The sequence below is a fragment of the Streptomyces sp. SID12488 genome, assembly GCF_010548275.1.
Lineage (GTDB): Bacteria > Actinomycetota > Actinomycetes > Streptomycetales > Streptomycetaceae > Streptomyces.
The window spans coordinates 1-23273 of record NZ_JAAGLT010000014.1 but is presented as its reverse complement, the minus strand read 5'-3'; the positions used below and the strand labels follow the sequence as shown (position 1 = coordinate 23273).

Here is a 23273-nt window from a genome sequence, read left to right as displayed (position 1 = left end):
CTGACTACTTCACTGCTTCACGGCTTTCAGGACCACGAACTTGGCGTCGCTCGCGACCAGCCGACTGTTGCCGAACAGCTTCCGCAGCTTGATGTGATAGGCGAGATGCCGGTTGCCGATCACATACAGCTCACCGCCAGGGCGAAGCGCCCGCCGCGCGCCCGTGAACATCCGCCAGGCCGTGGCGTCCGACGTCGCCTGGTGGGTGTGGAACGGCGGATTGTTGAGCACGAGGTCGACGCTCTCGTCCGCGATCCCGGCCAGCCCGTCCCCGACCCGGAACTCGGCCCGCCCGTCCGGCAGCCCGTTGCCCCGGTACGTCGCCTCCGCCGAGGCCACCGCCTGGAACGACTCGTCGACGAACAGCAGCTCGGCCTCCGGCGCGACCAGCGCCACCGCCGTACCGACCACACCGTTCCCGCAGCCCAGGTCCACCACCCGCGCGGCGCCCGACGGTTCCGGCAGATGCTGGAGGAAGAACCGGGTGCCGATGTCGAGGCGCTCGGCGCAGAAGACGCCCGCGTGGTTGACGACAGGGTGCCCCGACGCCGGACCGATGCCGCTGGGCAGCTCGTAGCGGTACGGCCAGGGACTGGCACCCCGGTCCACCGACGGGTCGACGGTGGCGTGGATGAGCCGGGCCTTCTTCTCCGCGAGGGAGGTCCGGGTCGGGCCGATGATCCGCTCGAACAGCTTCAGCGTCGAGGTGTGGATCTCCTTCGTCATGCCGGTGCCGACCACGACCGTGCCCTCGTGCAGTGCGGGCGCCAGCCGCAGCAGCTGGTCCTCGAGCAGCGCCAGACTCTTCGGCACCCGCACGAGCAACACGTCGACCCGCTCCGGCGGCGGATCCTGGGTGGTGAGCAGTCGTACGGAATCCTCGTCCGCGCCGGCCCGCCGCAGGTTCGCCCGCGTCGCCTCCTGGGTCAGGAACGAGTCGGTGATCTGCGTCGGCCGGTGCGCCGCGAGCGCCGTGGTGAGCGCGCCCCAGCGATCGCCGACGACCACGACCGTGCCGGACAGATCGGTCCCGGACTCCGCTAGGTGCCCGACGAGGTAGTCGTCGGAGGCGTCCCAGGCACGCATCCGCTCACGCGGATCGGCGGGGAAACGGGTCAGGATCAGCTCGGACCAGGGAGTCACCATACGGTCGGTCATCGTGGTCCCACCCTACCGATCCGCAGCTCACGCCCCGTCGGCCCGGTCGGGCAGGATGGAAACCATGGACGCCGAACTGTTCCCCAGAGCCCGTACGGAGATCGCGCCGGGCGCGGTGCACGTGCCGGACTGGCTGGACGCGGGGCGGCAGCGCGAGCTGCTGGACGCCTGCCGCGACTGGTCGCGCCCACCCGCCGGCCTGCGTACCGTCCGGACCCCCGGCGGCGGCACGATGACCGCCCGGCAGGTCTGTCTCGGCCGCCACTGGTATCCGTACGGGTATGCGAGCACGGCCGTCGACGGCGACGGCTCGCCCGTGAAACCGTTCCCCGAGTGGCTGGGCGAACTGGGCAGGCAGGCGGCCACGGCAGCGGCGTACGACGATGACGTCGACTACGACATCGCGCTGATCAACTTCTACGACGCCGACGCCGGGATGGGCATGCACCGAGACAGTGACGAGAAGTCGGACGCGCCCGTGGTGTCCCTGAGCCTCGGCGACACCTGCCTCTTCCGCTTCGGGAACACGGCGACGCGGACCCAGCCGTACACCGACGTCGAACTGCGCAGCGGAGACCTGTTCGTGTTCGGCGGCGCGTCCCGGCTCGCGTATCACGGGGTGCCGCGGGTGTACGCGGGGACGGCGCCGCCGGAGTTGGGCCTGACCGGCCGGTTGAACCTCACGCTTCGGGTCAGCGGTTTCTAGGCCGACGCCGCGGTCGGCTCCCGTACGGATCATGGGAGACTCGCCCTCATGAGCGGCAAGGTCGAGGGCACCACTTCAAGGACGCGGTTGGACCGGGGGCGCGGCGCACTCGGGCCCGCCTTGGAGCTCGTTCACACCGGACGGGCGCCCACCCGGGCCGTGCTCACCACCGAACTGGGGGTCACCCGGGCGACGGCCGGTGCGGTGGCCGCCGAGTTGGAGGCGCTCGGGTTGATCAGAGTGGACGCGCGGCCCGGGGCGGCGGCCGGTTCGCAGGGGCGCCCCTCGCACCGGCTCGACGTCGCCGAGGACGGGCCGGTCGTACTGGCCGCGCAGGTGCACGCCGACGGGTTCCGGGCCGCGCTGGTCGGGCTCGGCGGGCGGATCGTGGCCACCGCGCCCGGCTGCGAGACCGTCGACGCCGACCCGGTGAAGGTACTCGGCTCCGTCGTCGACGCGGGCGCCGACCTGCTGCACGAAACCGGGCGCCGGTGCGTGGGCGCCGGTCTCGCCGTGCCGTCGGCCGTCGCCGAACCCGAGGGCCTGGCCCTGAACCCGCTGCACCTCGCCTGGCCGGCCGGCGCGGCGGTACGGGAGATCTTCGCCGAGCGGGTACGGGCGGCGGGTTTCGCCGGACCGGCCTTCGCGGGCAACGACGTCAACCTCGCCGCGCTCGCCGAACACCGGCACGGTGCCGGACGCGGCGCCCGCGATCTGCTGTGTGTCGCCACCGGGCACCGGGGTGTCGGCGGCGCGCTGGTCCTCGACGGGCGCCTGCACACGGGTAGTTCGGGCCTCGCGCTCGAAGTCGGCCACCTCACCGTCAACCCCGAGGGGCGTCCCTGCCACTGCGGCAGCCGCGGCTGCCTGGACGTCGAGGCCGACCCGCTCGCCTTCCTCACGGCGGCGGGCCGCGACCCGGGCCCCGAGGTGTCGCTGCTCCAGCAGGCCAACGACCTGATCCGCGACCAGTACACGGATCCGGCGATCCGCACGGCCGCCGAGACCCTGATCGACCGCCTGGGGCTGGGCCTGGCAGGCCTTGTGAACATCCTCAACCCGGACCGCGTCATCCTCGGCGGCCTGCACCGCACCCTCCTCGACGCCGACCCGGACCGCCTGCGCGCGGTGGTCGCCGACCGCAGCCTGTGGGGCCGCAGCGGCAGCGTCCCCATTCTCGCCTGCACGCTGGACCACAACAGCCTCGTCGGAGCAGCCGAGTTGGCGTGGCAGCCGGTGCTCGACGATCCGCTGAGGGCGCTGGCGTAGTCGTCGTCGGGGCCCGCCGCACGCACCACCCGATCAGAACGGGTCCGGCGCCGCAACGGCCGCGCGCGGCACTGTGGTCGGGATCGTGATCGGGATCGGGACGGGGGTGATTCCCGTCCCGCGGTCCAGGGCGACCAGTGTCAACAATGCCTCGTGACTGTCGGGTTGGGCGGTCACGCGGCACACCTCACGTGGCCCCCTGCCCGACAGCCGGTGGCCGACTCCAGCCGTTGCCCGTCCCGGGGGAGCGCCGCCGGGCTGACCCGGCAGCCGCCGCCGCTCCGGCCGCCCGTGGACATCCCCGTGGCCCGACACGCCCGGGAAGCAGCCGCAACGGCCTCACGTACTCCCGGGGACGTACGCGCACTGCCGCTGGCCGTACGACGACCTGGACCCCCTCCCGGCGCGAACCTCGAGTCACCAGCCAAAAACCCGACCCGGGAGATGACTCGACATGCAGACCCTCGCGAACTGGAACGGCGGCCCCGGCCCGTGGATCCTGTTCTTCCCGCTGATCTGGGCGGCCGTCGTGATCGGCGTCGTCACCGTCCTGCGCCGCACGGCCTGGCGCGTTCGCCGTGGCCCGTGGCGTGCCATGGACGGCCGCTACGACGCCCAGGACCGCCCCTCCGGCGATGCGCCCCTCGCCGTACTGGGCCGGCGCTTCGCCTCCGGCGAGATCGACGAGGACGAGTACTGGCGGCGGCTCTCCGTCCTGGACGAGCAGTTCGGTGGCGCGGGCGGCCGTGCGGGCAAGGGCGGTGCGGTATGACCACCACCACCTCCACCATGCCCCGTACGGCGGCCCGGGTCGTCGACGCGGTGAAGGTGTACGGCGGTGGCGACACCGCCGTACGGGCCCTCGACGGGGTGAGCGTCGGCTTCCCGGCCGGGCGCTTCACCGCGATCATGGGGCCGTCGGGCTCCGGCAAGTCCACCCTGATGCACTGCGCGGCCGGTCTGGACACCCTCACCTCCGGAGCCGCCTTCATCGGCGACACCGAACTGGGCGCACTCGAAGACCGGCGCCTCACCCTCCTGCGCCGCGACCGGATCGGCTTCGTCTTCCAGGCGTTCAACCTGGTCCCGACGCTGACCGTCGCCGAGAACATCACACTCCCGATCGACCTGACGGGCAGAACCGGCGACCCGGAGTGGATCGACTCGCTCGTCGACGTGGTCGGCCTGCGCGACCGGCTCCACCACCGACCCTCCGAACTCTCCGGCGGCCAGCAGCAACGCGTCGCCGTGGCACGGGCGTTCGCCGGCCGGCCCGACGTCGTCTTCGCCGACGAACCGACCGGCAACCTCGACTCGCGCTCCGGTGAGGAGGTCCTCGGCCTGCTCGGCCGAGCGGTGCGGCACATGGACCGCACGGTCGTCATGGTCACCCACGACCCGGTCGCCGCCGCCCACGCGGACCAGGTCCTCTTCCTGGCCGACGGCCGGCTGGTCGACCGGATGGAGTCCCCGACCGCCGAAAAGGTCCTGGACCGGCTGAAAGCCTTCGAGGTGCCGTCATGACCACCCGCGCACACACCCTCCGGCCCACCGTCCGCATCAGCCTCTCCTCGCTGCGCGCCCACAGGCGCCGCTTCGCCGGCTCGTTCCTCGCGGTGTTCCTCGGCGTGGCCTTCCTGGCCGGGACCCTGGTCATGGGCGACACCCTGCGAGCCGGCTTCGACACCATGTTCGGCGACGCGGCGAGCGGCACCGACGCGGTCGTCCGCAGCGCCGACGCCATCACCACCTCCGGCGAGAGCCAGGGCGTACGTCAGCCCGTATCCACCGAGCTGTTGAAGACCGTCGAGCAGGTCCCCGGTGTCGCCGCCGCCGTCCCCGACATTCAGGGCGCGGGCCAGCTCATCGGCTCCGACGGCAAGCCGATCGGCGGCCAGGGCCCGCCCACTCTCGCCGGCAACTGGATCACCGACGCGCAGCTCAACCCGTACCAACTCGCCGAAGGGCGAGCCCCGTTGAAGCCCGGCGAGGTCGTCGTCAACCGGGGTACGGCCAAGAAGGGCGACCTGAGGATCGGCGACACGACCGTCCTGCGTACGCCCGACCCGGTGAAGGTGACCGTCGTGGGCCTCGCGACCTTCGCGGGCGAGGACGGCATGGCGCAGGTGACGTTCACCGGGATGACCCAGGCCGACGCCGAGAAGTACCTGACCGCGAAGCCCGGTGAGGCGGCGGGCATCCAGGTGCGGGCCGGCCCCGGGGTCGGTCAGCAGGAACTGGTCGACCGGCTGACTCCCGTACTGCCCAGCGGAGTTGAGGCGATCACCGGTCAGGAGTCGGCCGAGGAGAACACCGAGATGATCTCCAGCCGGTTCCTGACCGTCTTCATCCTCTTCCTCCTTGTCTTCTCGGGCGTGGCGATCCTGGTCGCGACCTTCTCCATCCACAACACCTTCGCGATCGTTGTCGCCCAACGCACCCGCGAGAACGCCCTGTTGCGAGCCCTGGGAGTCTCCCGCCGACAGGTCACCGCGGCCACGCTCATCGAGGCGACCGCGGTCGCAGTGACGGCGTCGATCGCGGGCCTCGCGGGCGGTATCGGTATCGCCGCAGGCCTCCAGGCGCTGTTCCCGGCCATCGGATTCCCGTTCCCTGAGGGCGGCTTGGTCATCAGCTGGCTGTCCATGCTGCTGCCGCTCGCGGTCGGCATCGTGGTCTGCCTGGGCTCCGCCCTGCTGCCCGCCGTACGCGCCGGCCGCACCGCACCTCTGGCCGCGCTCCGGGAGACGGCCGTCGACCGGTCGGGCGCCTCGTCAGCCCGGGCGGTCATCGGCGCGGGCCTCGGCGCCCTCGCGCTCGCCATGACGCTGACCGGCGTCCTGGTCTCACCGTCCCTGTGGCTGGCGGGACTTGGCGCCGTACTGGCCCTCGCTGCCTTCGTGGTCCTGGGCCCGGTAGCGTCGACGACCGTGGTACGGGTCCTTGGCGGCCCCCTCGACCGGCTGCGCGGGGTCACCGGCGGCCTCGCCCGGCGCAACGCCCTGCGCAGCCCGAAGCGGACCGCCGCCACGGCGAGCGCGCTGATGATCGGCGTTGCGGTCGTCTCCCTGTTCACGGTGTTCGGCGCCTCGCTGAAGGCCACCATGGACCAGACCGTGTCGCGGTCCTTCGCGGGCGACGTGGCCGTGAGCACCCCGTCGTTCGGGGCGGGCGGCAGCGGACTCAGCCCCGGCCTCGCACCCGCGATCGCCCAACGCCCAGAGGTGGCCGACGCGGTCGGACTCGGCCGAGGAGTCGCCGAAGTCGACGGCAAGGGAAGGGCGTTGACCGTCACCGACCCCGTCACCCTCAGCAGGGTCTTCGACCTCGGTGACATCCGCGGCTCGCTCGACGACCTCGGCACCGACGGCATCGCCGTCACCGAGGCGGAGGCCGACCGGCAGGGCCTGAAGGCCGGCGACACGACCCGGCTCACCTTCACCGACGGCCGGAAGGAGAACTTCACCGTCCGCGCGGTCTACGGCCGGTCGGAACTCGCCGGCGAGTACGTCATCACCCGCGCCGCCTGGGCTCCGCACCGCATCCAGGACTCCGACACCTTGATCGCCGTCTCCTTCAAGGACGGCGTGAGCACGGACGCGGGCAAGGCCGCCGTGGAGCAGATCGCCGCGAGCTACGGCGACCCCGAGGTGCGGACCCGCGACGAGTACGCCCAGTCGTCGGCCGCGGGCATCGAAATGATGCTCACCCTCGTCTACGCGCTGCTCGCCCTCGCGGTGCTCATCGCACTCCTCGGCATCGCCAACACGCTGACCCTCGCCATCCATGAACGTACCCGCGAACTCGGCCTGTTGAGGGCCGTCGGTCAGACCCGCGCCCAACTGCGCGCCATGGTCCGCTGGGAGTCGGTCCTCGTCGCCGCCTTCGGCACGGTGGGCGGGCTCGCCCTCGGCGGCTTCCTCGGCTGGGTGCTGGTGAAGGCCTCGGACGGCGTGAGCGACAGTGTCTTCGCCTTCGCGCTGCCGTCCGCACAGCTCGTGATCGTGGCCCTGGTGGGCGTCGCGGCAGGCGCGCTCGCCGGTCTGCGCCCGGCCCGGCGGGCAGCACGCCTGGACGTACTGCGTGCCATCGCCACCGAGTGACGTACGGACGCAGGCGGGGGAGGGATACCGCTGGTCACCGCCCGGTCAGCCGACAACGGCCGACCGGGCGGGAGCGTGTTCCGGCCTGCGCCGGAGTACCCCCGGCTTGTGTCCCTTGTCGTACGGCGGCTCGTCGTACCCGGGACCGGCACACAGCTGCTCCTCGAACGGCTGAAGTGCGGGCGCCGCGGTCGCGGGCCTGGTCTCCGGGGCCGCCACCACCGGCGTGAGCGTCGGCAGGGTGAACCACACGACCTTCCCGGACTCGCCGTCCGGCCGCACACCCCAGCTCTCGCTGACCGCGGCGACCATCGCGAGGCCCCGTCCGCAGGTGGCGGTGGGATCCGCGTCCCGCAGCTCGGGAATGCGCGGATCGTGGTCGTGCACCGAGACCGTGAGCCGGTCGAGCAGGACCTCGATGTCCACGGTGCACATCTTGTCGGGCTGGGCGTGCCGGTGGACGTTGGTGAGCAGTTCGGTCACACCGAGCGAGGCCCGGTCTATCAAGGGATCCAGATGCCAGTAGCGCAACTGTGCAGAGACGATTCTGCGGACCTGGCCGATCCGCGACGGCAGGGCTTGGAGCTCCACCGTGCATTGCCTGCTCGGGTGACTGATCACGGCTTGCGACTCCCCGAATTGAGGTCCGGAAGAAGACACGAGATCCGATCCAGCAGAGTGCCTGCGTGCACTGGCCGCCTGCTGTCGATGGCCGGCGGGCTGGTTCGCAGCGTTATCGCCGGTAAACCCAGAGTGATGTGTGACAAGCGTGACTCAGGGGGTGGAAACCCGCAACTCGCGGCACGGTTCTCCAGGCACGCCCGATGTCCGCGCGAGGTACGGCCCCACCGTCCCCGCCCTGTTCAGTGTCCGCGCCCCGCCGCCCTGCGTACGGCCTCGATGAACCGGCGCGCCGCGGGTGGCCCGGGCCGGCCCGGCGCGGGGTCGTGTTCCCCCAGTGTCAGCTGGTAACGCTTGCCGTTGATGTCGGCGAGCGCCCTGTCGTCGGCCGCGAACCAGGGCTTCGACGCGCGCACCGCTTGCACGGGAGCGCTGTCGATCTCGCTGCCGTAACTGGTGAGCAACTCCAGCCTGCCGCCGCTGATCCGGACCTGTCCGGCCCGGGTGAGGGAGCGCAGCCTCTTCCCGATCCGCACGCCCGTGGCCGTGAACTCCGGCTCCGCCATGATGCTCCGCCCCCTTGTCGGCTTCCGCCGAGATGCGTGGTGATCCCGTGGAACGTGATCCAGTGTGCGCCCCCGTGCCGAGCAGTCTGCCCGCCCCCGGCGTCGAGCACCAGTGCGTGCGGCGCTCTCCGGCAACCGGTGGAAGCACTCACCGGGATGCGCCCCGGGCCTTTCCGGCCCTCGCCCTGTCTCTCCCCGGCTCCGCACCCCTGGCATCCCTTTGAGTCGCCCAAAGGGATGTTTATGCAGGTGAGAGGCGTGTGGAAGGTGTCTATGATCGGTTGTGTCCGGCGGCCGCAGAAGCCGTCGGCGCCGTGCAGCACAAGGAGCCTGACGTGAGCATCCCCGACCCCACCGGGACCGCCGAAACCCTGGACACGCTCGATGTGGACCGAAGTGACGCCGACTACCGCGCCTGGCTCAAAGAGGCCGTCCGTAAGGTCCAGGCCGACGCCAACCGCTCGGCCGACACGCACCTGCTGCGCTTCCCGCTGCCCGAGAAGTGGGGTGTCGACCTGTATCTGAAGGACGAGTCGACCCACCCCACCGGAAGCCTCAAACACCGCCTCGCCCGCTCGCTCTTCCTCTACGGCCTGTGCAATGGCTGGATCCGCTCCGGCCGCCCGGTGATCGAGGCGTCCAGCGGCTCCACCGCCGTCTCGGAGGCGTACTTCGCGAAACTGATCGGCGTGCCCTTCATCGCGGTGATGCCGCGCACGACCAGCGCCGAGAAGTGCCGCCTCATCGAGTTCCACGGCGGCCGATGTCATTTCGTGGACGACTCGCGCAAGATGTACGAGGCCTCGGCAGTCCTCGCGGCGGAGACGGGCGGCCACTATATGGACCAGTTCACCTACGCGGAACGGGCCACGGACTGGCGCGGAAACAACAACATCGCCGAATCCATATTCCGGCAGCTGGAGTTGGAGCGTTTCCCGGAGCCGGCGTGGATCGTCGCCACGGCCGGCACCGGCGGCACCTCGGCGACGCTCGCCCGCTACGTCCACTACACGCAGCGCGACACCCTTGTCTGTGTCGCCGACCCGGAGAACTCCTGCTTCTTCGAGGGCTGGACCACCGGCGATCCGGACGTCACCTGCGACTGCGGCTCCCGCATCGAGGGAATCGGCCGCCCCCGCATGGAACCCAGCTTCGTCCCCGGCGCGGTGGACCGCATGATGAAGGTCCCGGACGCGGCCAGCGTCGCCGCGGTGAGAGCCCTGGACCGAGCCATCGGCCGCAAGGCGGGCGCCTCCACGGGCACGGGCCTGTGGAGCGCCCTCAAGATCGTCGCGGAGATGATCGCGAAGGACCAACAGGGCAGCGTCGTAACCCTCCTGTGCGACCACGGCAACCGCTACCTGGACAAGTACTACTCGGACACCTGGCTGAAGGAACAGAACCTCGACATCGCGCCGTACGGGGCAAAAATCGAGGGCTTCCTGAAAACAGGGATGTGGCCCAACTGACCTAAGGGGCGCGGGGCTGTGACATTTGCGGCTCCGCCGCGTGGGCGCGACAAGCCACAACGAACCCGCACCCGCAAACGCACCTGCCAGGGCACCCTGTTATGCGCCCCTCAACTACCAACCTCACCGGCGACAACCAGCCGCCGCAAATGCTCCGAAACCTCACCCCGAGCCTCAGGCACCAACCCCGAGTCCGTCACCAACGTATCCACCTGCTCCAACGCCGCGAACGAACTGAGCCCCACCGTCCCCCACTTGGTGTGGTCGGCGACCACCACAACCCGCCGGGCGGACTGCACGAGCCGCCGATTCGTCTCCGCCTCCGCGAGGTTCGGCGTGGACAGCCCCGCCACGACGGATATCCCGTGCACACCGAGGAACAGCACGTCGAAGTGGAGCGACGCGATGGCCTGGTCGGCCACCGGCCCCACCAGCGAGTCGGACGGCGTCCGCACCCCACCGGTCAGCACCACTGTCGCCGCCCCCTGCCGCTGCCCCGACACGCGCTGCGCGGCGTGGAAGACGTCGGCCACGCGCACCGAGTTGGTCACCACGGTCAGATCCGGCACGTCCAGTAGTTGATGGGCCAGCGCGTACGTCGTCGTACCGCCCGACAGGGCGATCGCCGAGCCCGGCGCGACCAACTCCGCCGCGGCCCGGGCGATGTCCTCCTTGGCCGTCAGTTCCAGGCCGGATTTCGCCTCGAACCCCGGCTCGTGGGTGCTCGCCTCGACCACCGGCACCGCGCCGCCGTGCACCTTCTCCAGGACGCCCTGGCGGGCCAGCGCGTCGAGGTCACGGCGGACCGTCATGTCGGACACACCGAGCTTGCGGGTCAGTTCGTTGACGCGCACGCCTCCACGGCGCCGTACCTCGTCCAGGATCAGGGCGCGGCGCTGTTCCGCGAGGAGGTTCTGGTTGTCATTCACGACCGCTCCACGTCCTTCCGGGGTTCCTTCGGGCCTGTCGGTCCACTCGCCCCCACCATCTCCGACACGTCCCGCACACCCGCTGCGAACCTGCTGCGAACCCGCTCCGACAAGGACATTCCTCCTGCTAGCGGCCCGGCGGACGTCCCATACTCGCATGGGCCGGTACTCGTCGCGCCACTGCCCGTCACGACGCGAACATGTCACTCTGGCAACACGGGCTCCTCGCTCGTCACACGGATCGGGGAGATTCCGTGCCGACAGGTGTACGGAGCCCACCGGGCGGAGATCCTCCAGTCCCGCGCGGCATCGCCGCGGACAGGGCGCAGGGCGTCCGCGTGGCACGGGGGAAGCACGAGCAACGGGGGAAGTGCGAACAATGGAGCGTGCACAGGAACGGGCCTCGACGACCGGGGTGAACGGCGCGGCCGAGCCGCCCGGAGGGGCCGAGCGCACCGGAGCGGGGACCACCACCGGCATCGCCCTGGAATTACTGGTCCACGGCGTGGGCGGTGCCACGCCCGAGAAGATGCTCAACGATCCGCGGACCGTCCGTATCACCGGCGACGACACGGCCGCCGTCTTCCGGCGCGCGGCCGACGCCGGGGCGGAGGACGGGCCGGCCGACCCGCGCGGCGCACCGGTCCGCGAGGCGTACGTCTGGTGCAACCTCACCTCCGGCAACGGCACGCGCGCCCTGTGGCTGTTGCTGCTGCCGTTCATGGTGGTCAACCTCGCCCACTGGATGCGCCCGACCGCCCGCAACCGGCAGGGCACGGTCCGTCTCTACGGCCTCCTGGTGCGCCTCGCCGCCCTGAGCCTCACCGTTCTCCTGGTCGCCGCCGCCTGTGAGGTCGCCCTCGACCTCACGGCCTGGCAGTGCGCGGGCACGCGCGCGTGCGCCGAGGCGCACTCCTGGCTCGGCTTCCTCTCCCCGGCCGAGTCGGGCGGCGGCTGGTGGAGCGCGCCGGGCCGCCGCCTGGCCCTGGCCGCCGTGGTGCCCGCAGCGCTCACCGGCCTGCTGTGGTTCCTCTCCCGCCGCACCTGGAGCGCGTACGAGTCCCAGCGGCCGATGGCCCACGCCCCCGAGGCCGCCGACGACAACATCCGTACGGCGCTGGGGCGGCCCGGGTTCTGGTACGGACGGCGGTTGGTCGCCCGGCTGCGCGCCGCGCACACCGCGGCCGGCCTGCTGACGGTCGCCGCCGCCTTGGGCTCCGCCGCCGCCCGTCACGACCGCGCGCCCGGCGGCCCGGCGGCCCTGGAGACCCTGGCCGGGCTCCTGTACGCGGCTCTGGTCGCCGGGGCCGTCGCCGTGGTGTGGGTGGTGTGCCGCAGGGGGCGCAGCGAGAGACGTCTGGACCAGGCGCTCGACGCCCGGCTCGTCCGCCTCCTCCCGGGCGGCGCGCTCGTCCTGCTGCTCCTGACGGCCGTTTACGCCGGCTGGTCGCGCCCCGGGTGGCGGTCGGCGGGGCGGCTGCCGGGCGACACGACCTTCGGCGCCCTCACCCTGCTCCAGGGCGTCGTCGTCATCGTCCTGGCCCTCGTCGCCCACCTGCTGTACAGCGCCCACCCCGACCCGCGGGCCGCCATGCGCGGCCTCGGCGGACCCGCCGTCACGACGCTCGCCTGCGCGCTGGGCGGTGTGATGTCCGGCGGTGTGTCCCAGCGCGTCGCCGACTGGCTGGACGGCACCGGCGGCACCATCGAAGGCCCGCCCGTCCTGCTGACCTGGCAGGCGTCCGTGATCCCGGCCGTCCTCCTGGTCGTCCTGGGCCTCGTCGGCTGGCTGGCACGGCGCACCCTGCGACTGCGCCGTGCCGAGCGGGATGCCGTGGAGCGGGAATACGGCGACGGCTCCGGGGTACAGATGGACGCCATGCGCACCCGCCGGATCGCCGGCATGCGCGCGATGGCCGCGCTCACCGACCGGGCGCCCCGCATCGTCGGCATCACCTCCGCGGCGACACTGTTCCTGGGCGCCGCCGCGCTGGGCGGAGCCCAGGTCACCGACGACACGCCGGGAGAGGCCTCGCACGGCGCGTACGCGGTGATCCAGGGCGCCGCCGAGACCGCCCAGGCCCTCGGGTCCTGGCTGATCGGATTCGGCTTCCTGCTGTTCGTCACCTGGGGGCGGCGCGCCTACAAGGACCCGGCCGCGCGGCGCACCATCGGCATCCTGTGGGACGTCGGCACCTTCTGGCCGCGCGCCTCCCACCCCTTCGCACCGCCCTGCTACGCCGAGCGCGCCGTGCCCGACCTGACCTGGCGGATGGCCACCTGGACCGAGGCCACCGGCGGACGCCTCGTCATCTCCGGGCACTCCCAGGGCAGCGTCCTCGCGGCAGCCGCCGCCTGGCAGCTGACGCCCGCCGTACGCAAGCGCGTGGCACTGCTGACGTACGGCTCACCACTGGAGCGCCTGTACGGACGCTGGTTCCCGGCCCACTTCGGCCCCGCCGCGCTCACCTCGCTGCATCACGACGTGGCCTGCTGGCGCAACCTGTACCGGCTCACCGACCCCATCGGCGGCCCTGTGCACCTGCCCGGCGACTGCGGGCCCGAGGTGGACCGCGCACCGCTCAGGGACCCGCTCTCCTACGGCCGGAACAAGGAGCATCCGCTGCCCTCGCCGATTCTCGGCCACTCCGACTACCAGGCCGACCCCGCCTTCGTCGAGGAGCGCGAGGAGCTGCTGGGGCGGCTGCTGCCCCGCGAGGCGCTGCCCGGGCCGCGGCCCGGGAGCGGAGCTCAGGGCAGATCCGGCAGGTCCTCCGAGTAGAGCAGGGTCAGGTCGTCCGTACTCGGCTCGGCGTGCTGGGCGACCCGGCCCGCGTGCCGCTCGACCATCGCCTCGAACGTCTGCCGTGACGTGCGGCCGTTGCCGAACGTGGCCCCCTTGGGGATCTCCTCGAAGTACTTCAGCAGGGCGTCGGAGGCGCCCGGGCCGAGCCGGTACTCGTGCTCCTCCGCCTGCTGCTCCACGATCCGCAGCAGTTCCTCGGGGCCGTAGTCACCGAAGGTGATGGTCCGCGAGAAACGGGACGCGACACCGGGGTTGACCGAAAGGAAGCGCTCCATCTCGGCCGTGTAGCCCGCGACGATCACCACCACCGCCTCCCGGTGGTCCTCCATCAGCTTCACCAGCGTGTCGATGGCCTCCTTGCCGAAGTCACGGCCGGAGTCCTCCGGGGACAGCGCGTACGCCTCGTCGATGAACAGCACACCGCCGCGCGCCCGGTCGAAGGCCTCCTGGGTGCGGATCGCCGTCGAACCGATGTGCTCGCCGACCAGGTCCACCCGGGACACCTCGACGAGATGGCCCTTCTCCAGGACGCCGAGCGCGGCCAGGATCTCGCCGTAGAGCCGGGCGACCGTCGTCTTGCCGGTACCGGGGGAGCCCGTGAAGACCAGATGGCGTCGGGCGGAGGCCGCCTTGAGGCCCGCCTGCTGCCGGCGCCGGCCGACCTCGATCATGTCGGTGAGGGCCCGCACCTCGCGCTTGACGCTCTCCAGGCCCACCAGCGCGTCGAGTTCACCGAGGACGTCCTTGGGGGACCGCGCGGCCTTCTCCGGCTCGGGGCCGGCGGCCGTCGCGTCCTGCTCAGTGGCGCGCTGGCCCGGGATCGAGCCCAGCAGCCCCGCGGACTGCACCACCGTCTGGACGGCCGTCTCCGGCAGCGAGGGGGTCCGCAGTGTCGCGCTCTCGTCGCTGGTGCAGTCCTCGACGATCGGCCCGCCGCCGGAGGCCGCGCCTGAACCACCGTCGGCGAACTCGTAACCACCGCGCGCGCACCGCTCCGTGCGGCACTTCGTCAGCGTCGAACGGCAGCCGTCTATCACATGGAAGCCGTAGCCCTCGCTGCCCGTCACCCGGCACTGCAGGAAGCTGCCCCGGCCGCCGGCCGACACGTAGAAGCCCGCCTCGGCGGGGGAGTCGACCGTGCAGCGCTCGATGGTGGGGTCGGCGCCCTTGGTGACGATGACACCGGTCTGGGTGCCGACCACCGTGCAGCCGTTGAGCGTGCCACCGCTGCCGTGGTCGCGGAACCAGGCACCCGTCGCCGCGTCCCGGATACGGCAGTCGTCGAGCTGCGCCGTCGCGCCGTCGCTGACCGACACGGCTGTGTTGCGCACCTGGGAGAGGTCGCTGTCGATGACGTCCGCGCGAGAGCCCCGGTCGAGCACGAACAGGGCGTCCGGCACGTCGTGCACCCGGCAGGACTCGAGAACCGCGGTGGCGCCGTCGCTGATCCACACCGCCGGATAGTCGCCGGTGCTGTCGAAGATCTCGCACTGGTTGGCGTCCACCCGTGTGCCCGGGTCCCACACCGACAGCCCGTTGCGCCCGAACTGACGCACCGTCGTGCGGGTGAGAGTGAGGACCGAGCGGGACCGCAGGTCGACCGCGTTCTCCGGGATGTCGTGGATACGGCAGTCGGCGAGCGTCAGCACGGCGTCGGTGTCGAGCGTCACGCCGTCCGCGGACGTACGGTGCACATCGCAGTCGGTGAGGAAGGCGGTGGCCCGTCCGGTGACCTGGACGCCGCTGCCCTTGACCTCGTAGACCTCACAACCGACCGCTTCCAGCGCCGAGTTCTCGCCCGAGACGGACAGGCCGACGCCCGAGGCGTGGTGCACCCGGCAGCGCTCCAGACGCGGATGGCCGCCGTCGCGCACGGTCACGCCCGCCTGGCCGGCCGCGACGACCTCGCACTCCTCGAAGACCCCGCCCGCGTCGTCCAGTACGGCGATGCCGGCGCCCGCCGGGTTGTCGATCGTGCAGCGTCGCACCGTCGGGCGGGCGCCGCCGCGCACCTCGATGCCCGCGGCGGACCGCGTGACGATCCGCAGGTCCAGCAGTTCCGGTGTGCCCTCCTCGACGAGCACTGCCGCCGCGGTCGAGTCCTGGCCCTCCACATGCAGGTCCTGGACCACTGCCGAGGCGCGCACGGTGAGGGGCACGCCGTCCACGGGCGCGATGCGCACCGAGCCGGGGGAGCCCTCCGGGCCGCGCAGTGTCACCGCCCGCTCGACGACGAGGTTCTCCCGGTAGGTGCCGGGCGCGACGGTGAGGACGTCTCCGTCCGCCGCGGCCTCCAGGGCCGCGGCGAGCGACGCGTACTCACCCGTGCGGCGCCGCCACCTCGATGTACCGGTGTGCGTCACCTGGACCGTGCCCTGTGCCATGGCGCTGCTGTGCCCCCACCTCGTGGAACGCGGGATGTAGCGGAAGGTGCCGCACGATGTCGGCCGGTCCACCGTAGCGTGCGCGGGCACGGTGGGTTGACCAGAGCCGGAAGGCGGTCAACTGCCTGTCCCGGTCCGGCCCCAGTCGGGTCCGGCCCGGTCCCAGGCCCGGTCCCAACGGGCGTGCCGGCGACCGACCATGCGCCAGAGGATCAAGCGCCTACCGCCCTCGACGAACCCGGCCGTCAGGACGGTCGCGCCGAAGCCGGCGAGAACCGCGTGCGTCGTCGCGGTGGCGGTGTCCAGGGGGCGGGCGGCTATTCGCCCGTGCGCGTCCGTCCACAGGGTGAAGTGGTCTCCGCGATGCGGGGACTTGAGGCTCGCCATGACCGTGCCGTGCTGCTCGGTGCCGTCCGGCCCCGTCCAGTCGGCCTCCACGCGGCTTCGCGCCTCCCGAGGAGACGCCGACTCGGGATCGGGCTCCAACGGGGACCTGGCCAGCTTCTTGACCACGGTGGCCGTCACGAGGTGGCGGGCCTCCCGCTGGTCCCGTACGGACTGTTGCAGCGCGCCCTGGGCGGCACCGCCGACGAGGACGCCGATCAGGGGTGCCGCCAGCAGTATCAGCAGCAGGGCCGTGAGCGCCAGCCAGGCCTCCGCGAGGTCGGTCGCGCGGCGCAGCGGATTGTGCCGCCAGCGCCAGAGTCCGCCGATCGCCCGCACAGCCGCACCCCCTTCCCGCTCCGTGATAACCCGGTCGGAGCAGTTCACGCACGATGCCGGTCAAAGGGAGAGCGAAATCACCACTCACCGGATCCCACCGGCCGTCTCAAGAACTTCTCACAAACCCAACGGCCAGGCCCTGTGCCGGTGTTCCCGCCCTCCGGGACCAATCGGAAGATCACGTCCGCCTATTCGAGGATCCTGAGCGGATCGCCGACGCTGATCGTGCCGGTGGTTTCGGGAACCAGGTTCTGGCCGAAGACCAACTGGTTGCCGAAACGGCGGTGGCGCCCGAGTGTGCGCAGCGGTTCCCGCCCGCGTTCGGAGGTGTCCTGGTCGGTGGTGGTGACCACGCACCGGCCGCACATCTTGGCGACCCGGAAGGAGACCTCGCCGATGGCGATCCGGGACCAGTCGTCCTCGGCCCAGGCGGCAGTCCCCGACACGACCACGTTGGGCCGGAAGCGGTTCATGGGCAGCGGGCCCTCGTGCGGCTGATCCCCTTGCGCGACAAGGGCGTTGAGGGCGCCGAGCGACCCGAGGGCGGTGAGCAGGAGCGGGTAGCCGTCGGCGAAGCTCACGGTCTCACCGGGCAGCGCGAACTCCGGGTCGATCGCGCGGCGCGTGCCGGGGTCGTCCATGTGCAGGAGACGTACGTCCTCGCCCAGATACCCGCCGCACCAGTCGTGCGCGTCGTCACCCGCGAGCACCGCCTGCACCTTGGTGCCGAAGATGTCCACCGTCGTCGTGTCCGTCACCTCCGGGACGGGCACGGTCAGAGGCGCGCGACCGGGCGCGGACAGTCGAATTCCGCCGTCGGGCCGCAGTTCGGCGGTCGCCTGTGCCAGGCGTGGCTGCTGGCGCTGTGTGACGACCTTTCCCCCGGCGTCAACCAGTACCCAGCGCCGGTCTCCGGCCAGCCCCCAGGGCTCCACCACGGCCTGCCGGGGCGCCTGACCCCGGAACGCCTTGACCGGATGAATGTGAATCGAGTGCAGCTCCGCATTCCCCATACCGCCATCGTGCCAGCAGGCACGGACACCGCGCGGGTGAGATCAGTAGCCGCGGTACTGCTGCTGCTGGTTGTTGTACGGGTCCTGGTACTGCGGCTGGGCCGGCCGGGGAGCCGCGGGACGCATCGCTTCGTAACCGGTGGCCGCCGGCGCCGGACGCTGCTGCTGCATCGGCTGGCCGCCACCGGGGTAACCGCGCGGCGGTACCTGCTGCGGGATGTACGCCGCCGGCGCCTGCTGCAGCGGCGAGGGCTGCTGCGCCTGCGGATAGCCGCCGTAGGAGGGAGCCTGCTGGGACGGGCCGGCCGGCAGTGCGGGGAGCGCCGACGGCAGCGCGGGCAGGTTCAGGTTGTTGCCCGTGTCGTACGCGGCGGGGACCCGGATCGGGGCGATCTGCGGGGCCCCCCGCTCGGCGACGAGCGAGTCGTAGATCGGGGTGTCCGGGAAGGCGGAGTAGTAGCCGCCGCCGTAGGTGGAGCGGGGGGAGGTCATGGGACATAAGTTAAACCCACATGAGCTGGTTGGGGAGACCGATAAGAGGGTTGTTTTCCGTGTCGGTAGCGACCTGGGACCCCCAATGCGAGCGAACTCGCCAAAAAGGGGCACCGAGTCGTGCGGAGATCAGGTAAAGGCCAGGTTCCTGGCTGGTTACCGACGGGTCGCCCCGCGTTCTCCCCGTGTCCGGCAGGGCAGTTCAGCAGGAGTTCGCGGGCCCGGGAGATTAGGGTTTGGTCGCGAGTCCAGGAGAGATGGGGGCGGTCATGTCCATGGCTAAGGGATCGAATGCGCCGGTGCCCACGGGGGCACTCCGGGTCGAGCTGGGCTGGCGCTCCGGGCCGGGCGTGCCCGACGCGGACGCCTCCGCGTTGCTGCTGGTGGCCGGAAAGGTCCGTTCCGACAGCGACTTCGTCTTCTACAACCAGCCCGTGCACTCCTCCGAGGCGGTCCGGCACGAGGGCAAGCAGGACAACGGAGGCCGGGTGACGGACACCCTTCTCGTCGACCTCGCGCGCGTGGAGCCGGCCGTCGAGACCGTGGTCCTCGCCGCCTCCGCCGACGGAGGGACGTTCGGGCAGGTCCCCGACCTGTACATCGAGGTCCGCGACGCGGCGCAGGGCACGGTGGTGGCCCGCTTCGACAACGCGGGCGCAAGTGTCGAAACCGCGTTCGTGCTCGGCGAGTTCTACCGGCGGCAGGGCGCCTGGAAGTTCCGTGCGGTCGGACAGGGCTACAGCAGCGGGCTGGCAGGCCTGGCCACGGACTTCGGCATCACCGTGGACGAGCCCCAGCACACCCCGCCCGCCCCGCAGGCCGCCGCGCGCGCCATTCCGCCCGTCGCACCTCCGGTGACCATGCCCCCGCCGCCCGCACGGCCCGTGACCGCGCCCCCGCCCGCCCCTCCCACGACGCCGGTACGCCTGACCAAGGTGACGCTCACCAAGGAGGCCCCGTCCGTCTCGCTCACCAAGCAGGGCGGCACGTCGGGCGCTCTGCGCGTCAACCTCAACTGGCAGGTCCACAAGCAGTTCTCCGGGTGGGCCAGCAAGCTCGGCCGCGCGGTCGCCCAGCACTCCGACCTCGACCTCGACCTGTGCGCCCTCTTCGAACTCTCCGACGGCAGCAAGGGCGTCGTACAGTCCCTCGGCAACGCCTTCGGCGCGTTGCACCAGCCGCCGTACATCCATCTCGACGGCGACGACCGCACCGGAGCCGTGTCCAGCGGCGAGAACCTCACCGTCAACCTGGACCACAAGCAGGCCTTCCGGCGCATCCTCATCTTCGTGACCATCTACGCGGGGGCGCGTTCCTTCGCCGACCTGCACGCCACGGTCACCCTGACTCCGGCGAACGGAGCGGCGGTCGACTTCTCGCTCGACGAGTGCACGGTGCCCTCCACGGTGTGCGCGCTCGCCCTGATCACCAACAACGGCGGCGATCTGATCGTCCAGCGCGAGGCCCGCTATCTGGTGCCCGACCGCGGGGTGAGCCCGCAGCGGACCGTCGACCACGTCTACGGCTGGGGCATGAACTGGACCCCCGGCCGGAAGTGACCGTGACCCACGCGGCTCAGCTCTCTTCCGAGGCGGTCTCCGGACGCGCGTACGTCCGTCCCTTCCAGGCGGCGCCGCGCCCCCGGTAGTGCTGCACCGCCGAGTCGACCGTCATGAGGAGGTACAGGAACGCGGTGAACGGCAGCAGGGGAGCGAGCCACAGCGGCTGCCCGTAGTAGCGCAGCATCGGGGAGTACGTCCCCGCCATCACGAGCCACGCGAGGCCGCCGCACACCGCCGCGGGCGTCGTCCCGGTGGCGAGCCCGGCCAGCAGGGCGAACGGGGGCACCAGATACACCAGGGCGAGGCCGAGCACCGTGCCGAGCAGGAGCGTTGGGCTGTGGCGCAACTGCGCGTACGCGCTGCGCGAGACCATCAGCCACAGGTCGTGCAGCCGCGGGTAGGGCCGGACGCTGTCCACGCGCTCGGCGAGCCCCAGCCAGATGTGGCCCCCGCCGCCCTTCACGGCCCGTGCGAGCGCCACGTCGTCGATCACGGCGTGACGGATGGAGTCCGGGATCCGGGCCCGCTCGGCCGTCTCCGTGCGCAGCAGTACGCACCCGCCCGCGGCAGCCGCTGTCCGGGTCCCCTTCCTGCCGATCCGGCGGAAGGGGTAGAGCTGCGCGAAGAAGTACACGAAGGCCGGTACGACGAGCCGCTCCCAGACGCTCTCCACCCGCAACCTGGCCATCAGTGACACGGCGTCGAAGCCGCCGCCCCGCGCCGCCGCGACCAACTCCCGCAGACTGTCCGGCGCGTGGGCGATGTCAGCATCCGTCAGCAGCAGGAACTCGGGTCCACGCGCGCGTGCCAGACCGATGCCATGACGTACGGCCCACAGCTTGCCCGTCCAGCCCGCGGGCGGTTCACCGGGCGAGTCCACGGTCAGCGGCAGCCCGCCGTGGCGGCGCGCCAGCTCCCGGGCCAGCTTCCCGGTGCCGTCCGAACTGCCGTCGTCGACCAGGAAGACCTCGGCCCGCCCCGGATAGTCCTGGGCGAGCAGGGAGGGCAGGCTCGCGGGCAGCACGGCGGCCTCGTCGCGCGCCGGTACGACGACACAGACGGAGGGCCAGGATTCCGGCTCCCGGGCGTACGGCGGCAGTCTGACGTCCGTACGCCAGAAGAAGCCCTGGCACAGCAGCAGCCACAGCCAGGCGGCGAGTGATCCGACGGCGATCCACACAACGGCGCTCACCCGCCGCAGTCTGCCCCACCCCGGGGGTCCGTAAGGGCACGCCGTTTATAGTGACCGGGTGAAGATCGCGCTGATGGACTCCGGAATCGGACTTCTGCCGGCAGCCGCGGCGGTACGGCGGCTGCGGCCCGACGCGGATCTCGTGCTCTCCCTGGACCCCGCGGGCATGCCCTGGGGCCCCCGCACCACGCAGGATCTCACCGAGCGCGCCCTGGCCGTCGCCGAGGCCGCCGCGGCGCAGCGGCCCGACGCGCTGATCGTCGGCTGCAACACCGCGACCGTGCACGCCCTGACCGCCCTGCGTGCCCGGTTCGAACCGGAGCTTCCCGTCATCGGCACGGTCCCGGCGATCAAACCCGCCGCCGCGGGAGGCGGGCCCTTCGCGATCTGGGCCACCCCCGCCACCACCGGCAGTCCCTACCAGCGCGGCCTCATCCGGGACTTCGCCGAGGGCGTCGCGGTCACCGAGGTGCCCTGCTGGGGACTGGCCGAGGCCGTCGAACACGCGGACGAGCAGGCGATCGCCGCCGCCATCGCCGCCGCGGCTGCCCTCACCCCCGACGAGGTAACGACCGTCGTCCTGGGCTGCACCCATTACGAACTCGTCGCCGAGCGCATCCGGTCGGCCGTCCAGCAGCCGGGCCGCCCGCCGCTCGTCCTGCACGGTTCCGCCGGCGCGGTGGCCGCCCAGACGCTCCGCAGGCTCGGCGCGCACCGCGCCCCCGAGGCGCCGGCTGACGGCACCCTCACCGCCCTGCTGAACGGCACCGCGGGCCCGCTGCCCGCAGCTGCACTGACCTACGAGGAAGGCCGGCTGCTGCAGGCCGCCACCCCCGTCCGCTGACCGAGGGGCGTACGGCGGCCAGGCGGAGCAGTCACCCTCCGCAAGCCGGTGCCCGCGCAGCGGAACCTGAGTAGTCTCGTAAGCATGAGGGACCTCTCCCGCGACGAAGCCGTGCCGACCGAGATCTGGACCGGCCGGGCCACCAATCGTGCCCAGTGGCTGCTGGCGCTCGGTGGCTGCGCCTTCATGGCGCTCGGTATCGAACTGGCGGTCGACTCGGCGTGGACGTCCGGTGTCGCACCGCTCGCCATGTCCGTCGTGGGCTGTATCGCGGCCGGACTGCTCGTCCTCTTCGGTACCCTCGCGTTCGTGCACGTCGCCGTGAAGGTCGACAAGGACTCCCTCGAGGTGCGCTGCGGCCACATCGGCCTGCCGCGCCGCCGTATTCCGCTGTCCCAGATCGTCGGCGCCGAGTTCGTGGCCAGGGTCACCCCGCGCCAGTGGGGCGGCTGGGGCTACCGCTGGCGGCCCCAGCAGGGCACCGCGGTCGTCGTGCGCCGGGGTGAGGGCGTGGTGCTGCGTCTCGGGGACGGGCATACGTTCACGATCACCGTGGACAACGCGGAGGCGGCCGTACGCGTCATCAGGGACCGGCTGCGGTCGGGTGCGGCGGGGGCCGCGCACTGACGTGCCGGTCGCTCTCCCGGCGGTCTACCGGTGTTCCCACTGTTCCCGCGCGCGTGTCGGCGCCGTGTCCGGTGTCTCGTGGACGAACGGGCGGGCCGTCGCCAGGCCCGCGAGGAGGCCCGCGCCCACGGTCACCGTGGTGAAGCTCAACACGTTGCCGACCGTCGCGAGGGCGGCCAGACCTGTCAGGGCCGCGCCCGCGGTCAGCGCGACGGAGGTGGGACGCGGAGTGCGCCACAGGGCGTACAGCACCCAGCAGAAGACCGCCGCCAGCAGGGCCACGCCGACCACGCCCTGCTCGGCCGCCTGCTGGAGAGGCGCGGAGTGCGGTCTGGCCTCGACCGGCAGCGACTGGGCAGCCGTTCGGCCGAGTTCCCCGAACCTGCCCGGCCCCACCCCCATTGTCGGATCCCGGTGGGCCAGCAGCAGGGCGTCGCGCCACAGATCGAGCCGGTGACCGCCCACCTGCCCCTCCAGCGAATCGGCCGGCCCGGCCGGCAGTACGTCCTCGGCGACCGCCCACGCCGTCCCGGTCGCCAGGGCCGTCGTCAGATCCAGCCCCGCGAGGCCCACGCCCCGGCGCGGCATGTGGCCGGCGGCGAGCGAGCAGAGCAGGACGGCGGCACAGAAGGCGAATCCGGCGAGCGGGCCGAGAACCGCCGACGCCAACGTGATCACCAAGGCCAGGGCGCGCAGCGCCAGTCGCAGCAGCGGCGGGCGGGCCTCCCAGGCAGCGCAGCAGGCGGCGCCGGTCGCCAGGACGAGCAGCGCGGCCATGCCCCCGAGGTGCCCGGGCGGGGCGGCGGTCT

At 72.0% G+C, this 23273-nt stretch carries 21 protein-coding genes; 10 read left to right on the top strand and 11 right to left on the bottom strand.

The window, feature by feature from the left end:
* Window positions 1-9: 9 nt before the first annotated feature.
* Window positions 10-1146, bottom strand: coding sequence for a methyltransferase (locus G3I56_RS21630; protein ID WP_164411644.1), 1137 nt, complete (start codon window positions 1144-1146; stop codon window positions 10-12).
* Between the two features lie 76 nt (window positions 1147-1222).
* On the opposite strand from G3I56_RS21630, the gene G3I56_RS21625 reads away from it, so the two are divergent.
* Together G3I56_RS21625 and G3I56_RS21620 are read left to right on the top strand one after the other, a co-directional pair.
* Window positions 1223-1864, top strand: coding sequence for an alpha-ketoglutarate-dependent dioxygenase AlkB (locus G3I56_RS21625; RefSeq protein WP_164411374.1), 642 nt, complete (start codon window positions 1223-1225; stop codon window positions 1862-1864).
* A gap of 48 nt (window positions 1865-1912) precedes the next feature.
* A complete protein-coding gene (locus G3I56_RS21620; RefSeq protein ID WP_164411372.1) occupies window positions 1913-3133 on the top strand; it encodes an ROK family protein in 1221 nt (406 codons plus the stop codon).
* A gap of 33 nt (window positions 3134-3166) precedes the next feature.
* Here the strand turns inward: G3I56_RS21620 and G3I56_RS21615 are convergent, their stop codons facing one another.
* Complete coding sequence (locus G3I56_RS21615; RefSeq protein ID WP_164411370.1) at window positions 3167-3310, bottom strand: hypothetical protein; 144 nt, start codon at window positions 3308-3310, stop codon at window positions 3167-3169.
* A 277-nt stretch (window positions 3311-3587) separates the two neighbouring features.
* Here G3I56_RS21615 and G3I56_RS21610 point away from each other — a divergent pair, with 277 nt between their 5' ends.
* Genes G3I56_RS21610 through G3I56_RS21600 form a run of 3 tightly spaced genes read left to right on the top strand, consistent with a single transcriptional unit; the run spans window position 3588 to window position 7236 of the window.
* Window positions 3588-3905, top strand: a complete 318-nt coding sequence (locus G3I56_RS21610; protein WP_164411369.1) for an SHOCT domain-containing protein — start codon at window positions 3588-3590, stop codon at window positions 3903-3905.
* Window positions 3902-4657: an ABC transporter ATP-binding protein gene (locus G3I56_RS21605; RefSeq protein WP_164411367.1), complete on the top strand. Its 756-nt coding sequence runs from the start codon at window positions 3902-3904 to the stop codon at window positions 4655-4657. Before G3I56_RS21610 ends, G3I56_RS21605 begins: the two co-directional genes overlap by 4 nt.
* The gene (locus G3I56_RS21600) at window positions 4654-7236 is read left to right on the top strand and encodes an FtsX-like permease family protein (RefSeq protein WP_164411365.1); all 2583 of its coding nucleotides are present in this window, start codon (window positions 4654-4656) and stop codon (window positions 7234-7236) included. Before G3I56_RS21605 ends, G3I56_RS21600 begins: the two co-directional genes overlap by 4 nt.
* 45 nt (window positions 7237-7281) lie before the next feature.
* Here G3I56_RS21600 and G3I56_RS21595 read toward each other — a convergent pair whose 3' ends face one another.
* Together G3I56_RS21595 and G3I56_RS21590 are read right to left on the bottom strand one after the other, a co-directional pair.
* Window positions 7282-7857 (bottom strand): ATP-binding protein, encoded by a 576-nt coding sequence (locus tag G3I56_RS21595; protein ID WP_164411363.1) that lies wholly within the window; start codon window positions 7855-7857, stop codon window positions 7282-7284.
* A 242-nt stretch (window positions 7858-8099) separates the two neighbouring features.
* Complete coding sequence (locus tag G3I56_RS21590) at window positions 8100-8423, bottom strand: hypothetical protein (RefSeq protein WP_164411361.1); 324 nt, start codon at window positions 8421-8423, stop codon at window positions 8100-8102.
* A 341-nt stretch (window positions 8424-8764) separates the two neighbouring features.
* Between G3I56_RS21590 and G3I56_RS21585 the strand changes: the two genes are divergently transcribed.
* On the top strand, window positions 8765-9892 hold the full coding sequence (locus G3I56_RS21585) for a PLP-dependent cysteine synthase family protein (RefSeq protein ID WP_343240026.1): 1128 nt from the start codon (window positions 8765-8767) through the stop codon (window positions 9890-9892).
* 110 nt (window positions 9893-10002) lie between these two features.
* On the opposite strand, the gene G3I56_RS21580 is transcribed toward G3I56_RS21585, so the two are convergent.
* Entirely contained in the window at window positions 10003-10821 is an 819-nt protein-coding gene (locus G3I56_RS21580; protein WP_164411359.1) for a DeoR/GlpR family DNA-binding transcription regulator, read from the bottom strand.
* A 379-nt stretch (window positions 10822-11200) separates the two neighbouring features.
* On the opposite strand from G3I56_RS21580, the gene G3I56_RS21575 reads away from it, so the two are divergent.
* Entirely contained in the window at window positions 11201-13603 is a 2403-nt protein-coding gene (locus tag G3I56_RS21575) for a hypothetical protein (RefSeq protein ID WP_164411357.1), read from the top strand.
* On the opposite strand, the gene G3I56_RS21570 is transcribed toward G3I56_RS21575, so the two are convergent.
* The 4 genes from G3I56_RS21570 to G3I56_RS21555 form a co-directional block, all read right to left on the bottom strand.
* A complete protein-coding gene (locus tag G3I56_RS21570) occupies window positions 13573-16011 on the bottom strand; it encodes a right-handed parallel beta-helix repeat-containing protein (protein ID WP_164411355.1) in 2439 nt (812 codons plus the stop codon). The two genes, G3I56_RS21575 and G3I56_RS21570, sit on opposite strands and share 31 nt — an antisense overlap.
* Window positions 16012-16128: 117 nt before the next feature.
* Window positions 16129-16734, bottom strand: a complete 606-nt coding sequence (locus tag G3I56_RS21565; protein WP_164411353.1) for a hypothetical protein — start codon at window positions 16732-16734, stop codon at window positions 16129-16131.
* A gap of 188 nt (window positions 16735-16922) precedes the next feature.
* Window positions 16923-17747, bottom strand: coding sequence for an MOSC N-terminal beta barrel domain-containing protein (locus G3I56_RS21560; protein ID WP_164411351.1), 825 nt, complete (start codon window positions 17745-17747; stop codon window positions 16923-16925).
* A gap of 42 nt (window positions 17748-17789) precedes the next feature.
* Complete coding sequence (locus G3I56_RS21555; protein ID WP_164411349.1) at window positions 17790-18239, bottom strand: DUF6643 family protein; 450 nt, start codon at window positions 18237-18239, stop codon at window positions 17790-17792.
* A 275-nt stretch (window positions 18240-18514) separates the two neighbouring features.
* On the opposite strand from G3I56_RS21555, the gene G3I56_RS21550 reads away from it, so the two are divergent.
* Window positions 18515-19798 (top strand): TerD family protein, encoded by a 1284-nt coding sequence (locus G3I56_RS21550; RefSeq protein WP_164411641.1) that lies wholly within the window; start codon window positions 18515-18517, stop codon window positions 19796-19798.
* Between the two features lie 16 nt (window positions 19799-19814).
* Here the strand turns inward: G3I56_RS21550 and G3I56_RS21545 are convergent, their stop codons facing one another.
* On the bottom strand, window positions 19815-20981 hold the full coding sequence (locus G3I56_RS21545) for a glycosyltransferase (protein WP_164411639.1): 1167 nt from the start codon (window positions 20979-20981) through the stop codon (window positions 19815-19817).
* 70 nt (window positions 20982-21051) lie between these two features.
* Here G3I56_RS21545 and G3I56_RS21540 point away from each other — a divergent pair, with 70 nt between their 5' ends.
* Together G3I56_RS21540 and G3I56_RS21535 are read left to right on the top strand one after the other, a co-directional pair.
* Window positions 21052-21837: an aspartate/glutamate racemase family protein gene (locus tag G3I56_RS21540; RefSeq protein ID WP_164411347.1), complete on the top strand. Its 786-nt coding sequence runs from the start codon at window positions 21052-21054 to the stop codon at window positions 21835-21837.
* Between the two features lie 84 nt (window positions 21838-21921).
* Window positions 21922-22464, top strand: a complete 543-nt coding sequence (locus G3I56_RS21535; protein WP_164411345.1) for a hypothetical protein — start codon at window positions 21922-21924, stop codon at window positions 22462-22464.
* Between the two features lie 24 nt (window positions 22465-22488).
* On the opposite strand, the gene G3I56_RS21530 is transcribed toward G3I56_RS21535, so the two are convergent.
* On the bottom strand, window positions 22489-23273 hold a 785-nt coding region (locus G3I56_RS21530), incomplete at its 5' end, for an O-antigen ligase family protein (protein WP_164411343.1).

Excerpts from the sequence above, each read along its gene's own strand:
- G3I56_RS21535 (WP_164411345.1), top strand. The coding sequence starts at position 21,922 with ATGAGGGACCTCTCCCGCGACGAAGCCGTGCCGACCGAGATCTGGACC.
- G3I56_RS21605 (WP_164411367.1), top strand. The coding sequence starts at position 3,902 with ATGACCACCACCACCTCCACCATGCCCCGTACGGCGGCCCGGGTCGTC.
- G3I56_RS21570 (WP_164411355.1), bottom strand. The coding sequence starts at position 16,011 with ATGGCACAGGGCACGGTCCAGGTGACGCACACCGGTACATCGAGGTGG.
- G3I56_RS21575 (WP_164411357.1), top strand. The coding sequence starts at position 11,201 with ATGGAGCGTGCACAGGAACGGGCCTCGACGACCGGGGTGAACGGCGCG.
- G3I56_RS21630 (WP_164411644.1), bottom strand. The coding sequence starts at position 1,146 with ATGGTGACTCCCTGGTCCGAGCTGATCCTGACCCGTTTCCCCGCCGAT.
- G3I56_RS21625 (WP_164411374.1), top strand. The coding sequence starts at position 1,223 with ATGGACGCCGAACTGTTCCCCAGAGCCCGTACGGAGATCGCGCCGGGC.
- G3I56_RS21610 (WP_164411369.1), top strand. The coding sequence starts at position 3,588 with ATGCAGACCCTCGCGAACTGGAACGGCGGCCCCGGCCCGTGGATCCTG.
- G3I56_RS21600 (WP_164411365.1), top strand. The coding sequence starts at position 4,654 with ATGACCACCCGCGCACACACCCTCCGGCCCACCGTCCGCATCAGCCTC.
- G3I56_RS21590 (WP_164411361.1), bottom strand. The coding sequence starts at position 8,423 with ATGGCGGAGCCGGAGTTCACGGCCACGGGCGTGCGGATCGGGAAGAGG.
- G3I56_RS21560 (WP_164411351.1), bottom strand. The coding sequence starts at position 17,747 with ATGGGGAATGCGGAGCTGCACTCGATTCACATTCATCCGGTCAAGGCG.
- G3I56_RS21550 (WP_164411641.1), top strand. The coding sequence starts at position 18,515 with ATGGCTAAGGGATCGAATGCGCCGGTGCCCACGGGGGCACTCCGGGTC.
- G3I56_RS21620 (WP_164411372.1), top strand. The coding sequence starts at position 1,913 with ATGAGCGGCAAGGTCGAGGGCACCACTTCAAGGACGCGGTTGGACCGG.
- G3I56_RS21555 (WP_164411349.1), bottom strand. The coding sequence starts at position 18,239 with ATGACCTCCCCCCGCTCCACCTACGGCGGCGGCTACTACTCCGCCTTC.